The 12,225-nt window shown below is 59.6% G+C and carries 8 protein-coding genes; 3 read left to right on the top strand and 5 right to left on the bottom strand.

The window, feature by feature from the left end; translation table 11 throughout:
• Window positions 1-29: 29 nt before the first annotated feature.
• The 3 genes from B5D61_RS01365 to B5D61_RS01355 all read right to left on the bottom strand — a co-directional run bounded on the left by B5D61_RS01365 (window position 30) and on the right by B5D61_RS01355 (window position 5,560).
• Window positions 30-2,573 carry a phosphatidylglycerol lysyltransferase domain-containing protein gene (locus B5D61_RS01365; protein ID WP_139372991.1) on the bottom strand — a complete coding sequence of 848 codons (2,544 nt, stop codon included), beginning with the start codon at window positions 2,571-2,573 and terminating at the stop codon, window positions 30-32.
• A 23-nt stretch (window positions 2,574-2,596) separates the two neighbouring features.
• The gene (locus tag B5D61_RS01360; RefSeq protein WP_245846420.1) at window positions 2,597-3,313 is read right to left on the bottom strand and encodes a DUF1003 domain-containing protein; all 717 of its coding nucleotides are present in this window, start codon (window positions 3,311-3,313) and stop codon (window positions 2,597-2,599) included.
• A gap of 78 nt (window positions 3,314-3,391) precedes the next feature.
• Window positions 3,392-5,560 carry a tetratricopeptide repeat protein gene (locus tag B5D61_RS01355; RefSeq protein WP_176159162.1) on the bottom strand — a complete coding sequence of 723 codons (2,169 nt, stop codon included), beginning with the start codon at window positions 5,558-5,560 and terminating at the stop codon, window positions 3,392-3,394.
• Between the two features lie 157 nt (window positions 5,561-5,717).
• Here B5D61_RS01355 and B5D61_RS01340 point away from each other — a divergent pair, with 157 nt between their 5' ends.
• The gene (locus B5D61_RS01340; RefSeq protein WP_078811494.1) at window positions 5,718-7,169 is read left to right on the top strand and encodes a Gfo/Idh/MocA family protein; all 1,452 of its coding nucleotides are present in this window, start codon (window positions 5,718-5,720) and stop codon (window positions 7,167-7,169) included.
• A gap of 407 nt (window positions 7,170-7,576) precedes the next feature.
• On the opposite strand, the gene B5D61_RS01335 is transcribed toward B5D61_RS01340, so the two are convergent.
• Complete coding sequence (locus tag B5D61_RS01335) at window positions 7,577-8,104, bottom strand: peroxiredoxin (RefSeq protein WP_217698870.1); 528 nt, start codon at window positions 8,102-8,104, stop codon at window positions 7,577-7,579.
• A 59-nt stretch (window positions 8,105-8,163) separates the two neighbouring features.
• A complete protein-coding gene (locus B5D61_RS01330; protein ID WP_139372988.1) occupies window positions 8,164-8,925 on the bottom strand; it encodes a hypothetical protein in 762 nt (253 codons plus the stop codon).
• Window positions 8,926-9,074: 149 nt separating this feature from the next.
• On the opposite strand from B5D61_RS01330, the gene B5D61_RS01325 reads away from it, so the two are divergent.
• Both B5D61_RS01325 and serS read left to right on the top strand, forming a co-directional pair.
• On the top strand, window positions 9,075-10,517 hold the full coding sequence (locus tag B5D61_RS01325) for a hypothetical protein (protein ID WP_078811492.1): 1,443 nt from the start codon (window positions 9,075-9,077) through the stop codon (window positions 10,515-10,517).
• 384 nt (window positions 10,518-10,901) lie between these two features.
• Window positions 10,902-12,173 (top strand): serine--tRNA ligase, encoded by a 1,272-nt coding sequence (serS, locus tag B5D61_RS01320; protein WP_078811491.1) that lies wholly within the window; start codon window positions 10,902-10,904, stop codon window positions 12,171-12,173.
• Window positions 12,174-12,225: the final 52 nt, after the last annotated feature.

Here is a 12,225-nt window from a genome sequence, read left to right as displayed (position 1 = left end):
GTGCCGAAGCATCGGCCCCAGGCAAGGATTTATGAGCGAATCAGACCCCGAAAGCCTCGCGGCAAATGCACCCCGGCCACGGCGAGCCCGACCATGGCCAAGGATGTGCGCGGTTGATAGGCTAAATAACGTCCCTGCCAATCGGGCTGATACTTCTTCTTGAAGTTAAACAGGCTCTTGTAGCCATAGAAACGATCGAAGTTTTCAAACAGGAACTGCACCGCTTTTTCCTCGCGAGTCAGTTCCGCAGGATCTTGGGCGGCAGCCACATTGGCGAGCGGGGCATTGCCGAGACTCACCTGCTCCACCGACTGAGTTTTGAAGTGGTCGATCGCCTCCACGATGAGGAAGTCCATGACGTCCCGCACATCCTCACGGGCCCGCATCAGATCCAGGCAGCGCCCCTTACCCTGCGCATAGGGCAGCCAGGTGGCGAAGGCTTCCATGCGGCCTTCAGGATTGCGCACGATGGAGGCCCCGTGGGTGCGTATGCCTAGCAGGCTGAAGCTCCCCAGATCGAAGGTCATCTCACCGCCGTGCTTTTGATCTAACCAATGATTCGACAAAAGCTGAAGCTGCGCCTCCAGGCCATGATCCGGGTGCGGCTCGGCATGATACCACTCATAGGTGAGGCCATTCTTCCGGGCTTTATTGCGGGCCGTGCGGAGGTTTTGAAACTTACCGCCCTCCAGCTTAAAATCCGCCACATCCAGCCGCGCATCTTCCCCCACCTTCACCGTCACAAAACCGGCCTCCTCATAGAGCGGGCGGTTGCTCACATGAGCACAGTAAAAGATCGGCTCCCAATCCTGCCGCCCGCAAAACTTGGCAAAGGCTGTGATCATCCCGGCTCGATCCCTCTCCGGCCCCAGGGGATCGGCCAAAGCCACGGCGTATTTCCGCCAGAGTGCGTAGGCGATGCAGGCCGTGCGATCCTCATTGAAGAAGTAACGTTTATCCTCCAGGAGCGCGAAGCTATCCATCGGATCACGCCCGTCGGCCTCGATCATCCGGCGCACGAGATCCCGATCCTCCACCGAGGCCTCCGGCAAGCGCGAGGCCAGCACGGGGCGCAAAGTCAGCCCCAGCACGAACAAGGCGGCCAGCAGACTGCCGCCCCGCACATGAGATAAGAACAGCCGCACCTTCCGGCTGCCATCCATATCCAGATCACTCTTCTGCCACACCAGGGCCGACCCGGCACCGCTGAAGCAATCCGCCCACGTCAAAGCCTCCCCGAACTCGCCGCGCTCACTGAACTGGCGCAAGCCGAAGACGCTGTAAACGAACAGCCCGACAGCGAGCAGCGGCAGCCCCAAAAAGGCTAGACGCAGTGAAGGCGCATCCGACCTCGCCGTGAACTCCGAGCGCCAGCGGATCAAGGGCACCAGCAACAGCCCGGCGGCCAGCGCATGATGCCAATCAAAGGCGCGGGTCAGATGGATCACCACCGAGACACTCAGCAGGATCAGGGCAAGCAACCACGCGATCCGTTTATGCCGCCGCAGCCCCCGCGCCAGAGTGATGAGCCCGATGCCTGAAAAGAGCAGCAGCAGGCGACTGTTATCCTGCACACCCAGCGGCAACCACTGCTCCATCCAATCCAACACCGTGGAGGGTTTCAGAATCAGCGCCTCGACCAGCCCCGTGGCACCCATGATGGAAATGGACCAGACCAGAATGCGCAAGGAATGCCGCCGGGATAACAAAAAGATAAACGTCAGCACCACCGACAAAGCCGCCGCCGGCCACAGCGGTGAAAGGCCCCAGGGCAGTTCCTCCTGAGCCGGGGCCACCGCAGCGCTGTCATCCCCGAGCACCCAGGCCAGCCCGCGTGTCACCCAGGCCTGAAAGGCATCGTCAGGTCCGTTGAAACCATGATTGCCACCCGGCATTACATACAGAGCTTTGGGGGATTTCAGACTTTGAATCCAGGCCGTCGAAGCCATGAAATCCGCCCCACCATGGAACTGCGCCACGCGCAGGTCCTTCATAAAAGCGCTGAACTCCGCCAGCCCAAAGGTGCCCGGCCCCTCGGGCGTGATGCCCAGCTCATCCTTCTCCCGCAGCCCATAGCGCCCTCTGCTATCCGCGCTGAACAGGAGCAGCCCCCGGAGTTGTGGGGACCGCTCAACACTGCCAGCGGCAGCCACCGCCTGCACCGCGCCCATGCTCCATCCGCCATAGATAACGGGGATCTCGCTGCTCTCGCAGCGCCGCTCCGCCTCCGTGGCGAGAGTGGCCATGTCATGCACCAAGGTCTTCTGATCATAGTCCTTGGCAGCGTAGTTCCGCAGATCCAGCCCCACCACCATGACCGCGCTCTCCCGCAGCCAGTGCGCCACAGCATCTTCCCAAGGGGACCAGCCGCCATCCCCCGATCCGAAGATCACAATCGCCTGCGGCTTCTCCTCATCCGGCTCATAGACGCGCACCTTGGTCAGGCCCTGAGACAGCGCCACCTGCATTCGCGGCACCGGCCCCTCCCCTTCATCCTCCTGAGCGCACACCGCGCCCACCAGCATCAAACCTACCCCGACCCGCCGCAGTATCCGCGAAAAAGGTGCCGACATAAAAAGAAGAGAAAAGAATCGAATCAAGCTTTCGGATGGCGGGTCTCGGACCGGCCTGTGGCCATCTCACGCAGGAGCTCCACCTGGATCTGCTGCACCTCCATCAGCCGAGTCGTCTGCTGGTGCAGGAGGAAATCAATCTTGTCATGCAGGTGCCGGATCTCCAGTTCCGCCTTGAGATTGATCTTGTAATCATTCTCCGCGCGCTTGCGGTCACGCGCCTCCTGGCGGTTCTGGCTCATCATGATCACGGGTGCCTGGAGGGAGGCGAGGCAGGACAGCACGAGATTCAGCAGGATGAAGGGATAGGGATCGAAGGCCCGGTTCACCAAGACGGTCACATTCACAAGAATCCAGACCAGAATGACCCCGGCGAAAAACAGAATGAAGGTCCAGCTCCCGCCAAACTCGGCCAGCTTATCTGCCAGGAGTTGCCCCAGCGTCTGCTGCTGATCCTCCTCCTGCTCATCCAGCGGGCGCTCACTCAGCAGCTCATGGCGGTGCAGACTGTCCAGCACCTCTTCATCCAAATGCGAGAGGTCGCCTAACTGACTTTGCATCAAAACGCGCACATGCTCCAGGCGCGCTTCATTGACCACCTCGTTACTGACGAGATCACTCTCTTTCAGACCAGGATGCTGCGTGCGGATGATCTCCGCCACCTGCGGGGTGAGCGAGGCCAGCGGGCGCAGCTTGCTGGAGGGAAAGGGTTGACCAGTGACCGCACAGTGATGAGTCATGCGCCGGAGCATGACTCGGATTCTTCAAAAGACAAGGTCCGCCCCCGGAAAGCCTTGAGAACCGGAGGCAGGCAGGGATCAGCGGGCCGACACGGACTTGGCTGCGCTGCCTTTCAGCAGTTTTTCCAGAGCCTCATCGGGAGGCACGCCCTTTTTCAGGGCAAAGTCATACTCGGTCTTGGCCTTATCCCACTGTGGCGGGTCCCAGGTGGCGTAGAGCACGGCGAGATTGAAGTGGGCATCCCCGTAGTTGGGATCGATGGCCAAGGCGGTCTTGAACTCACGCTCGGCACGATCCAGCAGGTTCAGCTTGGTGGAAATGATGCCCAGGTAATGACGGGCGCGAGCATTCTTGGCATTCTTTTCCAGCGCCTTTTCAAAGGCCGCCGTGGCATCGCTCCAGCGCTGCTGTTTGAAATGAGTCACGCCGAGGTGGAAGGCCGCCAGTTCGTTGGAGGGATCGAAGGTCAGGCACTTCTTCAGCGCGGCCTCGGCCTCACTGAGCTTGTTTTCACGCTGGCGGGAATAGCCCAAGCCCACGAGCGCCGTTGAATTTTTCGGGTCGGCACGCAGAGCATCTTCGAAGAGCGCGGCAGCTTCGGCAAATTTCTGGGCGCTGAAAGCTTCGTTGGCCTTGTTCAGCAGGTCTTCCACCGGATTGGTGGCCACGGTTTTCTCCACGGGATTGGAAACCCGCGCGATGAGGGTGCCCTGGATGCTGCCTGAGCCGAGCATTTCCCGGACGGAGGGATCGGAGAACAGCTTCTCCTCATCCGGGGTCAGCATCATGCGGCTTTCCTTGAGATCTTCCACCTGCTCGAGCAGTTTTTTGGACACGCCCTCCATCTTCTGCAGCTCAGCCAGGACGAGATCCTTCGCCTGCTGCTGGCGATACTGGCTGCGCAGTTGGCGCATGACGATCTCGCGGAGCAGCTCGTTTTCTTTGACCAATTCCGGCGTCATTTCCCCTGACTTGCCTTCCTGGAGGGTCTTCAGTTGCAGGGTCAGGTCTGCCACTTGCGTCTGATAGGAGGCGCTCTGCTGGCGCAGGGAGGCCATCTCCGTCTGGAGAGTGGTGAGCTGACCGCGCAGTTGCACGATTTCCTGATCCTTCCGGTTCACATCCGCTTGCAGGGAGGCCACCTGCTTTTGAGCCACATCGAGATCCTTTTTCAGGCGGTCATTCTCCGCGAGGATCTTCTTCACGTCATCGCTGGCCGGAGACCGACGCTTGAGCGCCTCGATCTCAGTCTGCATGCCCAGATTCTGAGCGCTCAGGGTATCCCGCTCTTTCTGCAGGCCATCCCGGGCCGTCACGGCTTCATCCCGCTGCTTCACCGCAGTGTCACGCTCCGCCAGCAGATCGTTGCGCTCTTTTTCCAGACCGGCGATCCGCAGGGAGGCATCCGCCAGTTTTTGCGAGGCTTCCTTGGCCGCCTGCTCCGCCGCCGTCAGCCGCTGCGTGGCCTTGCGGTATTCCACCTCGATGGCCAGCTTTTCCTTCATGGCCGTTTCATACTGACCGTTGGTGGCTTTACCGGAGGCCACCTCTTGCTTCAGCGTCTCCAGAGATTTTTCCAGCGCGGCGGACTTCTGTGCCAGCGCATCTTTATCGGACCGGGCCGTGGTGATCTCACTGGAGGCCCACTGATACCACTGCTGCCACTTGGTCAGATCCATCTGCATCTGATTGTTCTGCGTCTCCAGGGCCAGCATGCGCTGGCGGTAGGACTGCTCCCACTGGGTGATCACATCTCCCAGGCTCGGAATGGTGCCCGCAGAGCCAGCCAGCACTCCAGGAACGGGAGCCGCCGCGGTGGGGGCCAGACCCGGTAGAGTGGATGCAGCCTCTGGTGCCGGTGCCGGTGCCGGTGCCGGTGCGGGAGCGGGGGCAGGTGCAGCGGCCACGGCCGCCGGGGCCGCTGCTGCGGGAGCTGCCGCCGGTTGATTCAGGCTCGCCTTCACACGGGTGATGGCCTGCTGGGTCAAACCCCGCCGATTGGCGAGCATGCCTGGCTGCCACTCGGGATGGCTTTCCGCCACGGTGTCAAAGATCTGCGCCATCTGCTGATACACCTGGAGAGCGCCGGACATATTGCCGTCCGTCTCCATCTTTTCCGCGTCCTTTTTCATCACGTAACCGCGAAAGAACTGCTCAGCCGCATCGTCCGACTGAGCCAGAGCTGAGGCGGAAAAAACGAGAGCGAGACCAAGGGCGGCCAGGGGGGCAAGGCGCATTTTCTTCATGGGGAGGCGGAATTTAGCGGAAATGCCTGCCTTTGTAAATAGTCCTCCGCATTTGCCCGCTGGACGGGAACCCGCATGGTTGCTAGCATTTCGGTCGAAATTTCGAGAAAAACCCACCGTTTAACTCGATCCCCCAACTCAACCACTATATAACCCCATGGGTCTTAACATCATCTCACGCCGTCATTTCCTCGGCCGCACGGCTAGCCTCGCTGCCGGCGCTTTTGCAGGTCCAAATCTCCTCCTCCGCGGTCAAAACGCCGCCGGTAAGAAGCTGAATCTCGCCGTCATCGGTGCCAACGGCAAAGGCCAGTCCGATACCCAGGGCGTGACCCTGGACCACAACATCGTCGCCCTCGTGGACGTGGACCTGAAGCGCCTGGACGAAGCCGCCAAGAAGCGTGAGAAGCACCACCTGGATTCCGGTAAAGAAGCCCCTGCCGCACCGAAGCTGTATCAGGACTTCCGCAAAATGTTCGACGAGATGGCCAACGAAATCGACGGCGTCATCGTCTCCACTCCGGACCACACCCACTACCTGGCCGCCATGCACGCCATCAAGCATGGTAAGCACGTCTGCGTGCAGAAGCCTCTCTGCAACTACATCGCCGAAGTGCGTGACCTGCATAAAGCCGCCAAGACCGCCGGCATCACCACCCAGATGGGTAACCAAGGCCGCACCATGGAAGGCCAGCGCTTGGCCAAAGAGTGGATCGAGCAGGGTGCCATCGGCACCCTCAAAGAAATCCGTCTCTGGACCAACCGCCCCATCTGGCCTCAGGGCCCGCTGCCGAAGAAAGCCGCTGAAAAACCTGCGGAGCTCGACTGGGATCTCTGGCTCTCCAGCGAGCCGATGGAGCCTTACTTCGAGTTTGAAATCCCCGAAGGCATGAGCGCCAAGCGCGGCAACAGCATCCACCCCTTCAACTGGCGTGGTTGGTGGCAATTCGGCTCCGGCGCCCTCGGCGACATGGGCTGCCACATCATGGACGCCACCTTCAGCATCCTCGGTCAGCTCATCCCTGAGCGCATCGACGCCACCAGCAGCCCCATCTCGGAACTGAACGCCCCCGTCTGGTCCGACCTCGTCTATCACATGCCTGCCGGCAAATACGACGCCCTCAAGGTCTCCTGGAACGACGGCTCCAAAGATGGCAAGCCGAACAAGCCCGAGATCTCCCCGCACATGACCAGCGATCTGGCCAAGAAGGCTTTCGAAAAAGCCAGCAGCGGCATGATGTTCATCGGCACCGAAGGCACCGTCTTCGAAGGCGAAGCCTATTGCGGCAGCCCCGTCATCTACAATGAAGAGCGCTACACCCAGGTGCGCCTCGACATGAAGGCCGGTAAGATCAAGAAGACGGAAACCCGCAGTGTGATGCCTAACAACCCGCAGGGTGAGTGGGCCTATCACATCGTCAACGGTGGTGCCCCAAGCTCCAACTTCGACTACAGCTGCCCGCTGACCGAGTTCGTGCTTCTCGGCAACCTCGCCGTCCGCGCCCAGCAGAGCGTGCAGTGGGACAAGCAGAACATGAAGGTAAGCAACGTGGAAGAGCCGAACAAATACGTCGCTCGCCCCGCCTACCGCGACGGCTGGAAAGCCTAACCCACTTCTCGGTCCCTCACCTGGACCCCGAGACCTCCACTCCAGACCTGCTCACGCGGGTCTGGAGTTTTTTGTGACATCGCCTCCCGTTTGGAGCCAACCGTAGGCTGGGTTTGTCCGGCTGGAGATTCACGTTCGTTCTCGAATCCCCGTTGCCGGATAACCCGGCTCCCGAGCGAGGTGGCTGCCCCCTTGCACCTAGTAGACACCTTCGATCATATCGTTTGTTATTCTCGAATCGACCACCTCTTCACACCTTCCCTGCAGGCGGGTTATCCGGCCACACGATCCAACGAGATCAAAACCTCCCTAGCCGGACAAACCCGCCCTACGAGGGGCTCTGCCTTCCCCCTCCCCCTTTGCGGCTTCTTGCGCCTTTTTGCGGTCCACCCTCACGAACCAACGCATCATTCGTTAGGATTCTTCTCCTTCAGCGCCGCCAGCACCTTCTTCACATCCTCCGCCTGACGGGCGGTGGAGGCACTGTCATCATGCCAGACGATGTGCCCCTCCATGATGAGGAAACATTGGCGTTGCGCCATCGGCAGCAGACCGCCCATCGCCTTCCCCACCTTGAAGGCTTCCATCACCTTCCCCTCTGTATCGGCGATGAGGTCATAGGGGAGCTGACGTTGGGTCTTGAATTTCTTTTGCGCCGCCACCGTGTCCATGGAGACCCCCAGCACCTGCACCTTGTCTTTGGTGAGGTCTGCAAATGCATCCCGCAGAGAGCAAGCCTGCGCGGTGCAGCCGGGGGTGTTTGCCTTGGGGTAAAAGAACACCACGGTCGGTCCCTTCGCATAGACGTCGGCAAAGTTCACCGTCTCGCCTTCCTGATTCACAGCGGAGATCACGGGGGCGGGTTCGTGGACGAAAACCTGTTCAGCGCTGCATGAGCTGAACAACCCGGGAAGAATGGCAGAAAACAGTTTCATCACACGCATCATAGCACAGTCACTATTCGCTCCATCGGCGGGAATGGATTCACCTTTGGCTAATCTCGGAGGCCTCGATAACGCAGCGGCACATAGCCCTTGGCTTCTAAAAACTCCCGGCGCACCTGCCTTCGAAAGACCTTCCAGGTGGGATGACAGCCCGCCTCATACACACTCACCTGCGTCTGGGCAGGGTTGGCCCATCCGGCAAAGATGAGCACATGCGCATTGTGGGTATTGAGGATATCCCCCGGCCGGAGTTCCTCATAATTCCCGAGCCGCGAGCACAACCCTGGCAGTTCCCGCGTGGAATAGGACCGCTCTAGCCGCCAGCAGCGTGAGACCAGACCTGAGCAATCAATCCCCGCCGCCTCCGCGCTCACCTGAGCCTCCAGTCCCGCACGCTTCACCGGCGTATAGACATCCCCTGCGGCCAGGCCCTGCTTCACCTTCGCATCGAACTCCGTCGGTGTATCAAACCCACCCCACTGATACGGCAGGCCTTCATTCCACCGCCCTGGCAGCCACCAGCCCGCCACCGTGCCATCCACCGGGTGATACCCCGCATCTGGCGTATCCACCTGGATACCCCGCGCATCCGGTCCATGTCTGACATTCGCCTGCGTCGGCTTCCAGCGATGCCGTGTATAAGCCTCAGCGATCGCCATGACTTCCCCCCGACGAATGAAGGGCCGAGGACTCAGATCCAGCACGCGCTGTGAACTCGAACAAGCCGTCAGCAGCAGTAAGCCCAGCCCCACCAGACCCGTTCCCCACGCGGCTCCCCTACTGTCTTTGTCATGGCTTGCTTGTCGTTTCATGATCGGGGCCACCAACCACAGGTCACGGAGGAATCCAACCTTCTTCCACACGAATCGTCATCGGTCTCGCTGCGCCCCGTTCGTCCGATGCCATGACAAGGCATTACCCGCATTTGACGCTCATCTTAAATCCTATAAGGTCGACCTCCATGTCGCTCGATTCCCTCATCATTCACGCCGTTTTATGGGCAGGAATGATCGTCACGAGCGCGAATGCGCAGAAACCGCTGCTGTCTCAACTGAGCGCTCCGCCCTCGAATGAGGTTCCAACTCACTCAGGTAAAACCCAAGGCGAGGATCTCCATGAGGCGGCACTCGACTGGTATAACCATCCCAACGCCGAACATCTTGGGGAGATCGACGCGGCCTTGCAAAAGGTTCTACCTCTGGCGTTGAGACAGTCTCCCTGGGTCATCCAAGTGCCCACCTGGCAGGATGCTCACCAGTATCAAGCTTACCATGAAGCTGGCGCTCTGCTTCTGGCCAAAGGATGCACGCTTCTCAATGAAGGACGCGTCGAAGAGGCGCTTCCCGTGCTGAAAACGGTGGATAAAAACCTGCCGTACTCACTTCTGCTTCGTCCCGATCAGACCTTTCTTCCCGTTCGCAAAACGCTCAGTCAACATGAGCAAGCTTGCCACCTTCGAATCGCCATTCTCACCCAAAAGGTGGCCACCTTTGAGTTTCCAGCCGAGAACGATGAATTCGATGCGGAATCTCAGACCCAAGCCGTCGAGGACCTCACGTTAGACCTCCTCAAGAAGCGGAACTATGACGCTCTGGATCACTTCGTTTCCCAGGCGCGTTTGCGTCAGCTCACGACGGCTTCTTCCAGATGGGTTTCGGACATCAGTGTCCAGAGCCTGCATCCTGACAAACACGAGTCCGATGAAGCCTGGCTTGAGATCGGCCAGCACATCCGAGAGTGGAGACAGAAGCTGCCGACCTCGATAGATGCGCAGATTGTGGAACTTCATTATGAAATGGGTGCGGTGACCCGAGACAACCCAAAGACTAAAAAAGCCTTCTTAGCGAAATTCGCGCCGATCCAAAAAAAGATCGAAGACCTCGGCCCTGTAAGTCCCCTGCTGCCGCAGCTCCAGATGATCTTCAGCTTCTCTATGAACGAAGATTTTAGCGTCGCTGCGGAGTATTTTCATGCGGGTTATGAAAAGTTCCCCGACTATGCCAGCCTGGTCATGCTGATGCATCTGAATCTGCTCAAACAAGACAACGGACGATCGCTCGGCAGCCAATTTTTGACCCATATCGCCAAAACCGACCACCCCCAGACAGTGGCATTGGCCCTGGCAGCCCTCCCACCGCTGATCGTGCCCGTTTGCACCGAAGGCCTGGACGCTCCCCTCTTAGAAGCCTCCATCCAGAAAGCGATTGCGATGCATCCACGTAGCCTGTCGCTCCGCAACGACCTGGGCAGGCTGGCAGCAATGCTCAAGATGCCGTCCTTAGCCCATGAGATCCTAAAACCTGTCGGCACCCACTGGGATCGGCAAAAATGGATGGGGATGGAGGAGCAAGCCGCCCGACTCACAGACCCTGCTTGGTCAGAACATCAGCCGAACGGAAAGTGATCTCATCTCAAACCGTGATGATAGCCGGGGAAACGCCGCACAAGCTGCTCAACTTCAAAGCCCCCCCGGACCGAAGTCACTGAAAAAAGTATCTTCCAGGCAGCTTGTGCGGCAAAGGAACCTCCACAACACCTCAAGTGCAGCCCCAAACAGGACCGCTCTTTTAGCAACTACCTTAAACCACTGGTCTCGTTACAAAAAACCTTCGTAATTCTCCGTTTTTGTGAGTTCGCTTTCCTTCCCAAACGTCTCGGCCTCAAGATCTTAAACGCTTTTACCTAGGCACCCTTAAACCACCGGGCTGCGGCGTGGTAACTGGTAGGAGCAAACTCTTCTCTGCCGAACTCTCGACAAGTGGGATTCTCCCGCTAATCTCCGCGCCCTATGCTCGATATCCGCCTCATCCGCGACAATCCTGATCAAGTCAAAGAACGCCTCACCGCCCGTGGCGGCGACTACGCGTCCATCGTGGATGAAGTGCTTTCCATCGACACCGCCCGCCGCACCGCTGAGACCGAGCGCCAGAAGCTGCAGGGAGACCGCAACCGCATCAGCAAAGAGATCGGTATGGCCAAAAAGAACGGCCAGGACACCAGCGCCATCGAGGCGGAGGTGCGGGGGATCAATGAGCGCATCGAGCAGATCGGTCGTGACGCCGATGCTGCGGATGCCCGCCAGGAGGAACTCCTGCTCGGCCTGCCCAACCTCCCGCATGAGGGCTGCCCCGTCGGTCACAGCGCCGAGGAGAACCCTGAGGTGCGCGCCTGGGGTAGCAAGCCGAAGTTTGAATTCGAACCCAAAGACCACACCGTGCTCGGTCAGCAGCTCGGCCTCATTGACTTCGAAGCTGGGGCCAAGATCACCGGCAGTGCCTTTGTGGTCTATCGCGGCCAAGGCGCACGTCTGGAGCGCTCTCTGATCAATTTCCTCCTGGACCTGCACACCACCCTGCACGGCTACCAGGAAATCAGCCCGCCGCTGCTAGTGAAGCCGGATTGCCTCGTCGGCACCGGTCAGTTGCCCAAGTTTGGCGATCAGGTCTATCACAGCCCTGAGGATGATCTTTACCTCATCCCGACCGCCGAAGTGCCGGTGACCAACCTGCACCGCGAAGAGATCCTCAAGCACGAGCAACTGCCCATCAACTACGCCGCCTACACGCCATGCTTCCGTCGTGAGGCGGGCAGCGCCGGCCTGGGCACCCGTGGTCTCATCCGCATGCACCAATTTGATAAAGTGGAGCTGGTGAAGATCACCACCCCCGAGACCAGCATGACGGAACTGGAAAGCCTCACCGGCAACGCCGAGAAAGTGCTGCAACTCCTGGGCCTGCACTATCGGGTCATCGAGCTCTGCACGGGTGACATCGGCTTTGGTTCGGCCAAAACCTACGACATCGAAGTCTGGGCTCCCGGCCAAGGCACCTATCTGGAAGTCTCCAGCTGCTCCAACTTTGGCGACTACCAAGCCCGCCGCATGAAGCTGCGCTACAAGGACGAGAACGGGAAGAACCGCGTGCCGCATACCCTCAATGGCTCCGGCACCGCCTTGGCGCGTCTGTTCGTCGCGCTGGTTGAAACCTATCAGCAAGCCGACGGCAGCATCCTCATCCCCGAAGCCCTGCGCGGTCACTTCGGCGCGGAGAAGATCGGATAAGTTTGGTGAACTACGATCTAGTTGAGCCAGGAAAGATCTGGCCCCTGAACGT

The sequence above is a fragment of the Prosthecobacter debontii genome (assembly GCF_900167535.1).
In the GTDB taxonomy this organism is placed as follows: domain Bacteria; phylum Verrucomicrobiota; class Verrucomicrobiia; order Verrucomicrobiales; family Verrucomicrobiaceae; genus Prosthecobacter; species Prosthecobacter debontii.
This window is presented reverse-complemented; position numbering and strand designations above follow the sequence as displayed.

Bases quoted from the DNA above. Each gene is read 5' to 3' on its own strand.
- B5D61_RS01365 (WP_139372991.1), bottom strand. From the start codon at position 2,573: ATGTCGGCACCTTTTTCGCGGATACTGCGGCGGGTCGGGGTAGGTTTG.
- B5D61_RS01360 (WP_245846420.1), bottom strand. From the start codon at position 3,313: ATGACTCATCACTGTGCGGTCACTGGTCAACCCTTTCCCTCCAGCAAG.
- B5D61_RS01355 (WP_176159162.1), bottom strand. From the start codon at position 5,560: ATGAAGAAAATGCGCCTTGCCCCCCTGGCCGCCCTTGGTCTCGCTCTC.
- B5D61_RS01340 (WP_078811494.1), top strand. From the start codon at position 5,718: ATGGGTCTTAACATCATCTCACGCCGTCATTTCCTCGGCCGCACGGCT.
- B5D61_RS01335 (WP_217698870.1), bottom strand. From the start codon at position 8,104: ATGAAACTGTTTTCTGCCATTCTTCCCGGGTTGTTCAGCTCATGCAGC.
- B5D61_RS01330 (WP_139372988.1), bottom strand. From the start codon at position 8,925: ATGAAACGACAAGCAAGCCATGACAAAGACAGTAGGGGAGCCGCGTGG.
- B5D61_RS01325 (WP_078811492.1), top strand. From the start codon at position 9,075: ATGTCGCTCGATTCCCTCATCATTCACGCCGTTTTATGGGCAGGAATG.
- serS (WP_078811491.1), top strand. From the start codon at position 10,902: ATGCTCGATATCCGCCTCATCCGCGACAATCCTGATCAAGTCAAAGAA.